Raw genomic sequence first — 13190 nt, forward strand, 5'->3', positions numbered from 1 at the left:
GGCGGCCTGCCCGACGAGGGAGAAGGAAACCTTCGTGACAGAAACCACCACTGCGGTGAAGAACGACGCCGAACAGAACGGTAACGGCGGAGCAAATGGGCTCGCCGGACTCAAACTGGCCCAACTCAAGGCACTGGCCTCCCAGCTGGGAATCGCCGGTTCCTCCCGGATGCGCAAGTCTGACCTCGTAGAGGCGATCTCCGCCCATCAGCGCGGCGGCGCCGTCGCCGACCGAGACAAGAAAGACGAGAAGAAGGACGAAAAGTCCACTGAGCAGAACGGCAAGGCTCAGAACGACAAGGCCGAGGATTCCGGTAAGGGATCCAAGGGCAAGCAGTCCAAGAACGAGCAGTCCAAGACTGAGGCTCCCAAGGAGGAGAAGGCCAAGGACTCCGCTGAACAGGGCGAGCAGAACCAGAACGAGCAGAAGTCCCAGAAGAAGGACTCCGCCGAGCAGGGTTCCGCCGAGGCTGACAGCGAAGACGGCTCAGCACAGCAGGGCGGCAAAGACCGTCAGCGCCGTGGACGCGATAACCGCGACCGCCAGCAGAACCATCAGGACCGTCAGCAGGACCAGGACGGCCGCCAGGATCAGGACGGCTCCCGCCAGAAGCAGCAGCACAACAACGACGGCGGCGGCGCCCGAAATAACGATGACGACGACGACCGCGGAGGCCGCAATGACCGCCGCAACCGCCGGCGTAACCGCAATGACCGCAACCGCCGCAACCGCGATCGCAACCGCGGACCCGAGCATGAGGACGTCGAGGAGAACCTCGACCCCGAGCAGCTGATCCCGATTGCGGGAATCCTCGATGTTCTGGACAACTACGCATTCGTCCGCACCTCCGGCTACCTCCCCGGTCAGAACGATGTCTACGTCTCCCTGCAGCAGGTCAAGAAGAACAACCTGCGCAAGGGCGATGTCGTCACCGGCTTCATCAAGGCCCCCAATGAGAACCAGAAGCCCAATAAGCGGCAGAAGTTCGCAGCCCTGGTCAAGGTCGAGAAGGTCAACGGCCGCCCAGTGGAGGCCAATACCGAGCGGGTCGACTTCGGCAAGCTCACCCCGCTGTACCCGCAGGAGCGCCTGCGCCTTGAATCCTCCGATGCCAAGGCTATCGGCCCCCGGGTCATCGATCTCGTCGCCCCCATCGGTAAGGGCCAGCGCGGTCTGATCGTCTCCCCGCCCAAGGCCGGTAAGACCATGATTCTGCAGTCGGTGGCCAATGCCATCAAGCAGAACAACCCCGAGGTCCACCTCATGATGGTCCTGGTCGACGAACGGCCCGAGGAAGTCACCGATATGCAGCGCACTGTCGACGGTGAGGTCATCGCCTCCACCTTCGACCGTCCCGCTGATGACCACACCACCGTCGCTGAGCTGGCCATCGAGCGCGCCAAGCGCCTGGTAGAGCTGGGCAAGGACGTCGTCGTCCTCCTGGACTCCATGACCCGTCTGGGCCGTGCCTACAACCAGGCCGCACCTGCCTCCGGCCGGATCCTCTCCGGCGGTGTGGACGCCTCCGCGCTCTACCCGCCCAAGCGGTTCTTCGGTGCTGCCCGCAATATCGAAAACGGCGGCTCCCTGACCATCCTGGCCACCGCCCTGGTGGAGACCGGATCCAAGATGGACGAGGTCATCTTCGAGGAGTTCAAGGGCACCGGCAATATGGAGCTGCGCCTGAGCCGCAACCTGGCCGATAAGCGCATCTTCCCCGCCGTGGATGTCAACGCATCCTCCACCCGGCGCGAGGAGGCCCTGCTCTCCCAGGAAGAGGTCAAGATCATGTGGAAGCTGCGTCGTGTCCTCTCCGGACTGGACCAGCAGCAGGGTCTGGAGCTGCTGATGAACAAGCTCAAGGAGACCCAGTCCAATGCCGAATTCCTGATGCTGGTCTCCAAGACCACTTTGGGCGGCAACGGCGACAAGTAGCGACTCGAAAAGACCCCGCTGACCCCCGGTATTCCGGGCGGCCAGCGGGGTCTTTTCACACCTGCCTCTCATTCGGCGGCGCAGTTTGCCTGTAGTTGGGCCCCGAAACCGGCTGAGATACTGTCAAACTGCGCCAGCGAACAAAGGACAAAGGACGCATCTGCATGACTACCGAGATCAACCCCCGGATGTTCGACTCCGTCGGCACTCTGCTGGCCGAACACAAAGAGCTGCAGGCCAAGCTGGCCGAACCCGAGACCCACGCCGATCAGGCACTGGCTCGTAAGCTCGGTCGCCGCTACGCCCAGCTCAATGGAGTCGTGGAGGCGCATAAGCACTGGACCCAGCTGCAGGATGACCTCGAGACCGCCGAGGAATTCGCCGACGACGACGCCGAACTCGCCGCCGAGGTGCCCCGTCTGAAGGAAGAGCTCGACACTGCCGCTGAGCGGCTGCTGCGGATGCTGATTCCCCGGGATGAGAACGACGCTCGCAACGCCATCCTCGAGATCAAGGGCGGAGCCGGCGGCGATGAGGCAGCCCTGTTCGCCGGAGATCTGCTGCGGATGTACACCCGCTACGCCGAGACCAAGGGGTGGAAGACCGAGATCATCTCCTCAACCCCCTCCGATCTGGGCGGCTATAAGGACGTCCAGGTCGCGGTGAAGGCCAATACCAATGATCCGGCCGAGGGAGTCTTCGCGCATCTGAAGTTCGAAGGCGGCGTCCACCGGGTCCAGCGAGTCCCCGAAACCGAATCCCAGGGCCGTATCCACACATCAGCCGCCGGTGTGCTGGTACTGCCGGAGGTCGATGAGCCCGAGGAGATCGAGATCGCGGCCAATGACCTCAAAATCGATGTCTACCGCTCATCGGGACCCGGTGGGCAGTCGGTGAACACCACTGACTCCGCAGTGCGCATCACCCACCTGCCCACCGGGATCGTCGTGGCCATGCAGAATGAGAAATCCCAGCTGCAGAACAAAGAGGCAGCCATGCGCGTGCTGCGCTCCCGCCTGCTGGCCCACCAGCAGGAGGAGATCGACGCTGAGAACGCCGAGGCTCGCAAATCCCAGGTCCGCACCATGGACCGCTCCGAGCGCATCCGGACCTATAACTTCCCGGAGAACCGGATTGCCGATCACCGCACCGGATACAAGGCCTATAACCTCGATGCGGTGATCAACGGAGACCTCGAGGCCGTCATTCAGTCCTGCATCCAGATGGACGAGCAGGAAAGGCTGGCAGCACTGGCCGAACAGAACGGCTCCACTGAGCAGAATGGCTGAGCAGCCAGGCGCCAGCGTGGAGCTCAGCGGTCTGCTGGAAGCCGCCACCGCACAGCTGACCGAAGCCTCCATCCCCAGCCCACGGGTAGATGCCGAACTTCTGGCCGGTCATCTTCTCAACGCCAGCAGGGGAGAGGTGCAGACCAAAGTCCTCACCGGCGCGCAGCTGAGCGAGGAACAGGCCGAACGTTTCAACACCCTGGTGGCAGAGCGGGCCCAGCGGATCCCGCTGCAGCATCTCACCGGTACCGCACCGTTCAGAACGCTGGAACTGCGCGTGGGTCCGGGGGCATTCATCCCGCGGCCCGAGACTGAGACAGTGGTCGAAGCCGCCCTGGAGCGCCTGAGGCAGATGCGCAGTGCCCAGATGGAGACAGCAGGGGTTGAGCCCCGCCTGAACGCAGTGGATCTCGGCACCGGATCCGGGGCCATCGCCGCCGCCCTGGCCGCCGAGTTCCCGCAGGCCGAAATCCATGCCGTGGAACTCTCCGAAGAGGCTGCCGCCTGGGCCGAGCTGAACTTCCAGAACCTGCCCAGTGGTTCAGCCCCGGTGAGACTGCACCAGTGTGACCTGCGGGAATTCCCGAAACAGGTCAGCGAGGAGTTCGACGTCGTCGTCTCCAATCCGCCCTATATCCCCGAGGATATGGTGCCCACAGAACGTGAAGTCCGCGACCATGACCCCGAACTGGCGCTCTACGGAGGCGGCCGTGACGGGCTGGAAATGCCCCGGGCCGTGATTGAGGCCGCCAAAGCGCTTCTGAGACCCGGCGGTTGGTTTATCCTCGAACATGCCGAGGTCCAAGCAGAGGCACTGCGGGAGATCTGCGAAACCGATCCCAGCCTCACAGATGTGGAAACCCACCAGGACCTCAGTGGACGTCCACGGTCAACCAGTGCAGTCGTGAAAGAATACAGCGCGTGAGCCAGACCTTTGAACTGACCGGCCCAGAAGCTCGTGCCGAAGCGATCGAGGCTGCCAAAGCCGCCGTCGGCCGTGGCGAACCCGTCGTTCTGCCCACCGATACGGTCTACGGAATCGGCGTGGACGCCTTCAGTCCCCAAGCAGTTGCCGTACTGCTGGCAGCCAAGGGAAGAAATCGCAGTATGCCGCCACCGGTGCTCATCGCCCGCCAGGCGGTTCTGGATGCACTGGCCACTGACATCCCTGACCACGCCCGCTCCCTGGCCGATGCCTTCTGGCCCGGGGGACTGACCCTGATCCTGCGCGCCCAGCCATCCCTGGCCTGGGACCTCGGGGAGACCCATGGAACAGTGGCCCTGCGGATGCCCGCCGATGAGGTGGCCCTGGAACTGCTCGGCGCAGTGGGGCCGATGGCGGTATCCAGTGCCAATCGGACCGGGATGCCCGCGGCCACTACAGCAGCTGAGGCCCGGGAGATGCTCGCTGATGCGGTGGCTGTCTATCTCGAGGACGGCCAGCGAGACACCCAAGACCCCTCCAGTATTGTCGACTGCACCAAGGAGACCCCCGTGGTGGTGCGCGAAGGTGCTATCCCGCTGCATGAACTGCAGGCCATCGTCCCCGAGGTCACCGCGCCTGCTGAGGGCTCATGATCTATTTCCTCATCGTGCTGACCGTCTCCGCGGCGGTTACCTATCTGCTCACCCCGCCGGTGCGGCGGATGTCGCTGAAACTGGGCATCTACACACCCATTCGTGCCCGGGATATCCATACTGAGGTCAAACCTCGGTGGGGTGGTGTGGCCATCTACGTCGGGATGCTGGCGGGACTGGCAGTAGCCGCCACCATCCCGTATCTCAGCGGACTCTTCGAGGATCTCACCCCGGTCATCGGACTGCTGTTGGCGATGACGCTGATCCTGCTGACCGGAATGGCCGATGACGCCTGGGATGTCCACTGGCTGATCAAGCTCGGAGCCCAGGTCACCGCCGGTGTCATCCTGGTGCTGCACGGAATCCAGCTGCAGGTGATGCCCGTGGGCTGGCTGGGCGTGGGAGAACCTGCGGTCCAAGCCTTCCTGACCATCTTCCTGGTGGTGGCCACCATCAACGCCTTCAACTTCATCGACGGGCTCGATGGACTCGTCGCCGGGGTCGCCGCCCTGGGCGGTGCAGCCTTCTTTATCTACAGCTACCTGCTGACCCTGGAGCTCAACGAATTCGACGCCTCCAATCTGGTGACCCTGCTGATGGCGGTGCTGGTGGGCTCCTGTCTGGGCTTCCTGCCGCATAACTTCCACCCCTCCAATATCTTTATGGGGGATACCGGGGCCATGCTGCTGGGACTGGTCATGGCTGCTGGCGCCCTGATCATCACCGGGTCCCTGCAGGAGCACTCCGAAGCCTTCCGGTTCCGCAATGTGCCGGCCTATATGCCGGTGCTGCTGCCGCTGGCGGTGATGATCCTGCCGGTGCTGGACCTCGTGCTGGCCGTGATCCGAAGAACAGCCAGGGGAGCCCTGCCCTTCAGCCCAGACCGCGGACATCTGCACCATAAACTCATCGACCCAGGCTACTCACACCCTCAGGCAGTACTGCTGCTCTATCTCTGGGCCGGACTCTTCGCCTTCGGGGCGGTCTCCTTCAACTTCCTGCCCTGGTGGCAGGTCAGCCTCGTCATGGCGGTGACCCTCGGTGCAGCCACAGTGCTCTCCCTGGGACCATGGCTTCGCCGAAAAGGAGGTGCAGGACATGGCCGAAGCTGACCAGCCCCAGCAGAAAGTCTTCCCACGCACCACCGGCTGGCGCAGGGTCCTGATCTCCACGACCGCAGCCGGCCTAGGCGCTGTCGCGCTGCTCAGTGCTGTTGCAGCACTGATCGGCGGCAGCGAGGCAGCCTACTCCGCAGCAGCCGGGGGAGGGGCCGTCGTCGTACTCTCTGCCATCTCCCTGGCGATCATCGATCTCTGTGAACGCCACGCCCCACATCTGACCATGGCCATGTTTATGCTCGGCTTTTGCCTGAAGATTGCCGCCCTGGCCATGCTGCTGCCCCTTATGGACACCTCCCAGTGGCTGCAGCCGGCCTGGGCGTTAGGGGCCGGAATCGGCGTTCTGGTGCTGTGGCAGACCGTCGAGATCATGACTTTTGCCCGTTTACGGGTGACAGTCGAGCCCGATGCATCGGATTTCTACAACTTGTAGTAGTGTTGTCACAGCCGGATAACATGCCGCTGATGCGACAGGCCCTTTGGTAGGCTTGCCGAGGATTGCGGCCGAACATTCTCGGCGCCGACTTCCTTGCAGAAGAGCAGAGATGCTCTATGCAGAATACTTGTCTCGATCATTCGACGACCGATGAGAGGACCAGCGTTGTCATCGCTTGCCCTGAGTGCCGCCGAAGAAGGTGGCTTCCAGCCGCCCACAATTAGTGAGACCCACCTTCCGGAGATCTTCCCGTGGATGGCACCCTGGGGCACTGGCTTCGGCAAGAACATGTTGATGGTCATCCTGGCCGTCCTGTTGATCTGGTGGCTCTTCAGCTTCGCAATCCGCAAGCAGGCCCTTGTGCCCTCCCGCGGACAGTTCCTCGCCGAAGGCGCCTACGGATTCGTCCGTAACACCATCGGCCGGGACATCCTGGGGGATAAGCACTTCAAGCCGTGGATCCCGCTGCTGTTCACAGTCTTCTTCTTCGTGCTGTTCAACAACCTCTTCGGCGCGATCCCCTTCCTGCAGATGCCCACCTTCAGCCACGCAGGCCCGGCCTACGCCATGGCCGCGATCATCTGGATCACCTGGGTGGTGCTGGGCTTCAAGCTCCACGGCGGCAAATTCATGAAGCTGATGACCGTTCCTTCCGGGGTTCCCAAGCCCCTGCTGGTCATCCTGACCCCCCTGGAGTTCCTCTCCAACTTCGTGATCCGCCCGCTGACCCACTCACTGCGTCTGATGGCAGTGATGCTGGCCGGCCACATCATCGTGATGCTCTGCGGCTCGGGTGCCGAATTCCTGATCACCCAGCAGGAAGGCGTGGCCAACACCGGTCTCGGTATCGCCATCCTGCTCGGCTCGATCCCGCTGTACTTCCTGGAACTGATCATGATGGTCCTGCAGGCATTCGTCTTCGCTCTGCTGACGGCCATCTACATCCAAGGTTCCATCGAAGCAGATGCACACTGACTTGAACCTGTAAGACCACCGACCACCCCGTAAACACGGAAATACACAGAAAGAGAGAAACACATGGACGGCTCCCTGAACATGCTCGGTATGGGCATCGCCGGTCTCGGCGCTGCTATCGCTATCGGTATGGTCTTCGCTGCCTACATCAACGGCGTCGCCCGCCAGCCCGAGGCTCAGCGTGTGCTGCAGCCCATCGCGCTGCTCGGCTTCGCTCTTGCTGAGGCTGTGTTCATTCTGGCCATCGTCTTCGCCTTCGTGCTCTAGCCTCTTAGGCCCTGAACACCTAAGCCGCCGCTTGCGGCGGCACTGAAGACCGTCAGACTAGAGAAGATGGGTGAACACATGATCAGCACAGCACTGATCCAGGCAGCCGATTACGAGGACGCCAACCCGCTGGTCCCCAATCTGTGGGAAGCAGCGGTGGCCGGTATCGGCTTCGTGGTGCTGCTCTTCATCGTCATCAAGGTCATCGCCCCCAAGTTCGAGCAGTCCTATCAGAACCGGGTTGAGGCCATTGAAGGTGGCATCAACCAGGCTGAAGAGGCCAAGGCCGAGGCTGCTGCACTGAAGTCACAGTACGAGCAGCAGCTGGCCGACTCCCGCGCTGAGGCGTCCAAGCTTCGTGAAGAGGCTCGGGCCGAGGCAGCTCAGATCGTCTCTGAGGCTCAGGAGAAGGCCGCATCGGAAGCTTCCCGCATCCGGGAGCAGGCTCACGCTCAGATCGAGGCAGACCGTGCAGCAGCTGCTGCACAGCTGAAGGCCGACGTCGGCACGCTGGCTACCCAGCTTGCCTCCAAGGTCGTCGGCGAGGCCCTGGAGGACGACGCCCGCTCCCAGCGCGTGGTGGACCGTTTCCTGGCCGACCTCGACGCTGAGCAGCAGACTCAGGGGGCAGCGCAGTAATGGCAGCCGACCAGTTCAGCGGATCCCGGCAGTCGAGCGAATCACTGGCTGCACTTCGCAGCGAGCTCGCCGAGACCATCACTGCAGCAGACCTCGCTGTGGCCGATGAGCTCTTCACTGCACTCGACGCCCTGGATGGTTCCGCTGCGCTGCGCCGCACACTGACTGACCCCGCCCGCGAGCCTGAAGCCCGCGCCGGTGTGGTGCAGTCGCTCTTCAGCGGTAAAGCGCAGCCGGCCACGGTCAGCATCCTGCAGGCTGCTGTCTCCCAGCGCTGGAGTGCAGAACGGGACCTCGGCGACGCCGTCGAGGTTCTGGCTGTGGATGTTGCAGCGGCTAAGGCAGAGCGTGGCGGCCTGCAGGGCCTGGAGGAATTGGAAGGCGCACTGCTGAACTTCCGGCGGGTCATCGAAGACTCCCATGAAGTCCAGCAGGCACTGACCGACCGCCAGGCACCGGCAGCGTCAAAGCAGAAACTGGCTGCTCGGCTGAGTCCCCAGGCCACTGCCGAGGCTCGACTGCTGATCGACCGGGCAGTGACCGCTCCGCGCGGACTGCGGCCCTCGGCACTCATCGAGAAGTTCGCCGAGCAGATCGCAGCCCGCCAGCAACGCTGGATCGCCCAGGTGACTGTGGCCAAGGATCTCAGCAGCTCCTATCTGGAGAAGCTCTCGGCCAGCCTGGACAAGTACTTCGGCCGTGAGCTGAAGCTCGACGTCGTCGTCGATCCCACTGTGGTCGGCGGCATCCGGGTGCAGGTAGGGGACGAGGTCGTCGACAGCACTGTCGCTTCCCGGATCAACAGCCTGAACCGAAGCATCGGCCGCTAGTACAGTCGGCCCAACAAGCAATTTGAACCGTACGGCCGCATCTGGTGGCCATTGATTACAGGAGAGCAGGGAGACGCAGATGGCGGATCTGACCATCAACGCCGACGACGTCCGCAATGCCTTGAACGAGTTCGCCGCGTCCTACGACCCGGGCAGCGCAGAGCGCACTGAGGTCGGACGCGTGATCTCCGCGGCCGACGGCATCGCACGGGTCGAGGGACTGCCCTCGACCATGTCCAACGAACTTCTTCGCTTCGAAGACGGCACACTGGGACTGGCCCAGAACCTCGACACCCGCGAAATCGGCGTCGTGGTCCTCGGTGAGTTCTCCGGTATCGAGGAAGGCCAGGAGGTCACCCGCACCGGAGAGGTTCTCTCCGTGCCTGTGGGCGATAAGTTCCTGGGTCGTGTGGTGGACCCCCTGGGCAACCCCATCGACGACCTCGGCGATATCGAGGCTGAGGGCCGCCGCGCCCTGGAGCTGCAGGCACCTTCGGTGGTTGAGCGTAAGTCGGTGCACGAGCCGATGCAGACCGGCCTGAAGGCCATCGACGCGATGATCCCGATCGGTCGCGGCCAGCGCCAGCTGATCATTGGTGACCGTCAGACCGGTAAGACCGCCATCGCGATCGACACCATTCTGAACCAGAAGGCCAACTGGGACTCCGGTGACGTCAACAAGCAGGTTCGCTGCATCTACGTCGCCGTCGGTCAGAAGGCCTCCACCATCGCCTCGGTCCGCCAGACCCTGGCCGATAAGGGCGCCCTGGACTACACCACAATCGTGGCCTCCCCGGCATCGGACCCCGCTGGCTTCAAGTACCTGGCTCCCTTCGCCGGTTCGGCTATCGGTCAGCACTGGATGTACGGCGGCAAGCACGTTCTGATCATCTTTGATGACCTCTCCAAGCAGGCTGAGGCCTACCGTGCCGTGTCCCTGCTGCTGCGTCGCCCGCCGGGCCGTGAGGCATACCCCGGTGACGTCTTCTACCTGCACTCCCGTCTGCTGGAGCGCTGCGCGAAGCTCTCCGACGAGATGGGTGCCGGCTCCATGACCGGTCTGCCGCTGATCGAGACCAAGGCCAACGACGTCTCGGCCTATATCCCGACCAACGTCATCTCCATCACCGACGGTCAGATCTTCCTGCAGTCCGATCTGTTCAACGCCAACCAGCGTCCCGCTGTGGATGTCGGTATCTCGGTGTCCCGCGTCGGTGGTGCTGCACAGACCAAGGCACTGAAGAAGGTCTCCGGTACATTGAAGCTGGACCTGGCTCAGTACCGCGATATGCAGGCCTTCGCGATGTTCGCCTCAGATCTGGATCCGGCCACCCGTCAGCAGCTGACCCGCGGTGAGCGCCAGACCGAGCTGCTGAAGCAGGCTCAGTACAGCCCCTACCCGGTTGAGGAGCAGGTTGTCTCCATCTGGGCAGGCTCCAACGGTCACCTCGACGACGTCGAACTCTCCGATGTCAAGCGTTTCGAGGCCGAGTGGATCGACCACCTCAAGCGCAAGACCGATGTGCTGACCAACATCGCCTCCACCGGCAAGCTCGAGGACGACACCCTCAGCACCCTGAACTCCGCCATCGAGGAGTTCAAGCGGAACTTCCACTCCGAGGGTGGCGAGTCGCTGGTCGGTAACGAGACTGCTGAGGCACTGTCCGCGGACGAGATCGAACAGGAAGAGATCTCCACCTCCAAGTAGGTGTGAGCGGCCTCTTCGACTGAACTAACAGGGAAGGACAAGCATGGGAGCCCAGATTCGGGTCTATCGCCAGAAGATCGCATCGACCTCGTCGATGAAGAAGATCTTCAAGGCGATGGAGCTGATCGCGACCTCGCGCGTCGGCAAGGCGCGTAACCGTGCCCAGGCGGCCTCGCCCTATGCCGAGGCCATCACCCGTGCGGTCTCCGCCGTGGCCTCGCAGGACGATGTGGACCATATCCTCACCGAGAAGGTCACCAACCCCAAGCGGGCGGCCGTCCTGGTGATGACCAGCGACCGTGGCCTGGCAGGTGCCTACTCCACCAACGTGCTGAAGCGTTCGGAGTCCCTGCTGGCCCGCCTGCGCCAGGACGGAATCGAAGCCCGGCCCTACCTCTACGGTCGTAAGGCCCAGGCCTTCTATGACTTCCGCTCCCGGGAGTATGACCAGGTGTGGACCGGGCAGACCGATGCCCCCGGTGTGGAACGGGCACAGGAGATCGGCCAGACCCTGGTCGACCGCTTCACCCAGTCCACTGAGGAGGGCGGGGTAGACGAGATCTACCTGGTGTACACAGAGTTCCGCTCCATGGTGACTCAGGAGCCGGTGGTCAAGCGTCTGCTTCCGCTGGCCGTGGTGGAGTCCCAGGACGAAGGTGCCGGGGCCGACCCGATGCCGCTCTACGACTTCGAGCCCTCGGCAGAAGAGGTGCTGGACGCCCTGCTGCCGAAGTACATCGAGTCCCGGATCTTCTCGGCCATGCTGGAAGCCTCTGCCTCCGAGCTGGCCGCACGCCAGAAGGCGATGAAGTCCGCCGCCGACAATGCCGACGAGCTCATCCGCAAGTACACCCTGCTGCGGAACAACGCCCGTCAGGCCGAAATCACCCAGGAGCTGACCGAGCTCATCGCCGGCGCCGACGCGCTGGCGTCGTCGTAAGAAAGTGAGAGAGATGACTGCCACTACTGCAGAACAGCCCACAGAGGCCGTGCAGCCCGGCGCGACCGGACGTGTCGCCCGTGTCATCGGCCCGGTGGTGGACATTGAGTTCCCCGCCGACGCGATTCCGGATATCTACAACGCACTGGTAGCCGAGGCGGAGATCGGCGGCGAGAAGAAGAAGATCACCTTCGAGACCGCCCAGCACCTCGGTGACAACCTGGTCCGCGGCATCTCGCTGCAGGGCGCCGACGGCCTGGTCCGCGGCACTCCCGTGCGGGACACCGGCGCACCGATCTCGGTGCCCGTCGGCGACGCCGTCAAGGGTCACATCTTCAACGTCCTGGGCGAGACCCTGGACATGCCCATCGAAGACCTCGAGGTCGAGGAGCGGTGGCCCATCCACCGCGAGGCACCCAACTTCGCAGCTCTGGAGGGCTCCACCGAGATGCTGGAGACCGGCATCAAGGTCATCGACCTCCTGACCCCCTACATCCAGGGCGGTAAGATCGGCCTCTTCGGCGGTGCCGGTGTGGGTAAGACCGTGCTCATCCAGGAGATGATCACCCGTGTTGCCCGTAACTTCGGCGGTACCTCCGTGTTCGCCGGTGTCGGCGAGCGTACCCGTGAGGGTAACGACCTTTGGGTCGAGATGGAAGAAGCCGGCGTGCTCAAGGACACCGCCCTGGTGTTCGGCCAGATGGATGAGCCGCCAGGAACCCGTCTGCGCGTGGCCCTGACCGGTCTGACCATGGCGGAGTACTTCCGCGATGTTCAGAACCAGGACGTGCTGCTGTTCATCGACAACATCTTCCGCTTCTCCCAGGCCGGTATGGAGGTCTCCACCCTGCTGGGTCGTATGCCCTCCGCCGTGGGTTACCAGCCCAACCTGGCGGACGAGATGGGTGTGCTGCAGGAGCGGATCACCTCCACCCGCGGTAACTCCATCACCTCCATGCAGGCCGTCTACGTGCCCGCCGATGACTACACCGACCCCGCACCGGCCAACGTGTTCGCACACCTCGATGCGACCACCGAGCTCTCCCGTGCGATCGCCTCCCGTGGTCTGTACCCGGCCGTGGACCCCCTGACCTCCACCTCCCGAATCCTGGACCCCCAGTACATCGGCCAGGAGCACTACGACTGCGCCACCCGCGTGAAGCAGATCCTGCAGAAGAACAAGGAGCTGCAGGACATCATCGCCATCCTGGGTGTCGACGAGCTCTCCGAAGAGGACAAGATCGTCGTCTCCCGCGCCCGGCGCATCGAGCAGTTCCTATCCCAGAACACCTACACCGCCGTGCAGTTCACCGGTGTTGAGGGCTCCACCGTGCCGATCAAGGACACCATCGAAGGCTTCAACGCCATCGCCAACGGTGACCTCGACCACGTGCCCGAGCAGGCCTTCTACAACATCGGTGGCCTCGACGACGTCGAGCGCAAGTACGCCGAGATGCAGAAGCAAGGCTGATCC

Annotated in this window: 13 protein-coding genes; all 13 read left to right on the top strand. The window is 63.3% G+C overall.

Annotated features, from left to right (window positions below; all coding sequences use genetic code 11):
- Positions 1–34: 34 nt before the first annotated feature.
- The 13 genes from rho to atpD all read left to right on the top strand — a co-directional run bounded on the left by rho (position 35) and on the right by atpD (position 13187).
- Complete coding sequence (gene rho, locus HGQ17_RS00520) at positions 35–1936, top strand: transcription termination factor Rho (RefSeq protein ID WP_168886020.1); 1902 nt, start codon at positions 35–37, stop codon at positions 1934–1936.
- 188 nt (positions 1937–2124) lie between these two features.
- Positions 2125–3225 (top strand): peptide chain release factor 1, encoded by a 1101-nt coding sequence (gene prfA, locus HGQ17_RS00525; RefSeq protein ID WP_168886439.1) that lies wholly within the window; start codon positions 2125–2127, stop codon positions 3223–3225.
- Positions 3218–4150 (top strand): peptide chain release factor N(5)-glutamine methyltransferase, encoded by a 933-nt coding sequence (gene prmC / locus HGQ17_RS00530; RefSeq protein WP_168886021.1) that lies wholly within the window; start codon positions 3218–3220, stop codon positions 4148–4150. Before prfA ends, prmC begins: the two co-directional genes overlap by 8 nt.
- On the top strand, positions 4138–4803 hold the full coding sequence (locus HGQ17_RS00535) for an L-threonylcarbamoyladenylate synthase (protein WP_407670731.1): 666 nt from the start codon (positions 4138–4140) through the stop codon (positions 4801–4803). Before prmC ends, HGQ17_RS00535 begins: the two co-directional genes overlap by 13 nt.
- Positions 4800–5915, top strand: coding sequence for an MraY family glycosyltransferase (locus tag HGQ17_RS00540; RefSeq protein ID WP_168886023.1), 1116 nt, complete (start codon positions 4800–4802; stop codon positions 5913–5915). The genes HGQ17_RS00535 and HGQ17_RS00540 overlap by 4 nt, the downstream gene beginning before the upstream one ends.
- Entirely contained in the window at positions 5902–6354 is a 453-nt protein-coding gene (locus tag HGQ17_RS00545) for a hypothetical protein (protein ID WP_168886024.1), read from the top strand. Before HGQ17_RS00540 ends, HGQ17_RS00545 begins: the two co-directional genes overlap by 14 nt.
- Positions 6355–6522: 168 nt before the next feature.
- Positions 6523–7332, top strand: a complete 810-nt coding sequence (atpB, locus tag HGQ17_RS00550) for a F0F1 ATP synthase subunit A (protein WP_168886025.1) — start codon at positions 6523–6525, stop codon at positions 7330–7332.
- A 63-nt stretch (positions 7333–7395) separates the two neighbouring features.
- The gene (locus HGQ17_RS00555) at positions 7396–7599 is read left to right on the top strand and encodes a F0F1 ATP synthase subunit C (protein WP_168886026.1); all 204 of its coding nucleotides are present in this window, start codon (positions 7396–7398) and stop codon (positions 7597–7599) included.
- Positions 7600–7677: 78 nt separating this feature from the next.
- Positions 7678–8238, top strand: a complete 561-nt coding sequence (locus HGQ17_RS00560) for a F0F1 ATP synthase subunit B (RefSeq protein ID WP_168886440.1) — start codon at positions 7678–7680, stop codon at positions 8236–8238.
- Positions 8238–9068 carry a F0F1 ATP synthase subunit delta gene (locus HGQ17_RS00565; protein ID WP_168886027.1) on the top strand — a complete coding sequence of 277 codons (831 nt, stop codon included), beginning with the start codon at positions 8238–8240 and terminating at the stop codon, positions 9066–9068. Before HGQ17_RS00560 ends, HGQ17_RS00565 begins: the two co-directional genes overlap by 1 nt.
- Before the next feature lie 79 nt (positions 9069–9147).
- Positions 9148–10776 (top strand): F0F1 ATP synthase subunit alpha, encoded by a 1629-nt coding sequence (atpA, locus tag HGQ17_RS00570; protein WP_168886028.1) that lies wholly within the window; start codon positions 9148–9150, stop codon positions 10774–10776.
- A 43-nt stretch (positions 10777–10819) separates the two neighbouring features.
- A complete protein-coding gene (locus HGQ17_RS00575) occupies positions 10820–11716 on the top strand; it encodes a F0F1 ATP synthase subunit gamma (RefSeq protein WP_168886029.1) in 897 nt (298 codons plus the stop codon).
- 13 nt (positions 11717–11729) lie between these two features.
- Complete coding sequence (atpD, locus tag HGQ17_RS00580; RefSeq protein ID WP_168886030.1) at positions 11730–13187, top strand: F0F1 ATP synthase subunit beta; 1458 nt, start codon at positions 11730–11732, stop codon at positions 13185–13187.
- Positions 13188–13190 lie beyond the last annotated feature (3 nt).

The organism is Nesterenkonia sedimenti (assembly GCF_012641515.1).
Classification (GTDB): domain Bacteria; phylum Actinomycetota; class Actinomycetes; order Actinomycetales; family Micrococcaceae; genus Nesterenkonia; species Nesterenkonia sedimenti.

Coding starts and splice junctions, on each gene's coding strand:
- prfA (WP_168886439.1), top strand. CDS start 2,125: ATGTTCGACTCCGTCGGCACTCTGCTGGCCGAACACAAAGAGCTGCAG.
- prmC (WP_168886021.1), top strand. CDS start 3,218: ATGGCTGAGCAGCCAGGCGCCAGCGTGGAGCTCAGCGGTCTGCTGGAA.
- HGQ17_RS00540 (WP_168886023.1), top strand. CDS start 4,800: ATGATCTATTTCCTCATCGTGCTGACCGTCTCCGCGGCGGTTACCTAT.
- HGQ17_RS00545 (WP_168886024.1), top strand. CDS start 5,902: ATGGCCGAAGCTGACCAGCCCCAGCAGAAAGTCTTCCCACGCACCACC.
- HGQ17_RS00555 (WP_168886026.1), top strand. CDS start 7,396: ATGGACGGCTCCCTGAACATGCTCGGTATGGGCATCGCCGGTCTCGGC.
- HGQ17_RS00560 (WP_168886440.1), top strand. CDS start 7,678: ATGATCAGCACAGCACTGATCCAGGCAGCCGATTACGAGGACGCCAAC.
- HGQ17_RS00565 (WP_168886027.1), top strand. CDS start 8,238: ATGGCAGCCGACCAGTTCAGCGGATCCCGGCAGTCGAGCGAATCACTG.
- atpA (WP_168886028.1), top strand. CDS start 9,148: ATGGCGGATCTGACCATCAACGCCGACGACGTCCGCAATGCCTTGAAC.
- HGQ17_RS00575 (WP_168886029.1), top strand. CDS start 10,820: ATGGGAGCCCAGATTCGGGTCTATCGCCAGAAGATCGCATCGACCTCG.
- atpD (WP_168886030.1), top strand. CDS start 11,730: ATGACTGCCACTACTGCAGAACAGCCCACAGAGGCCGTGCAGCCCGGC.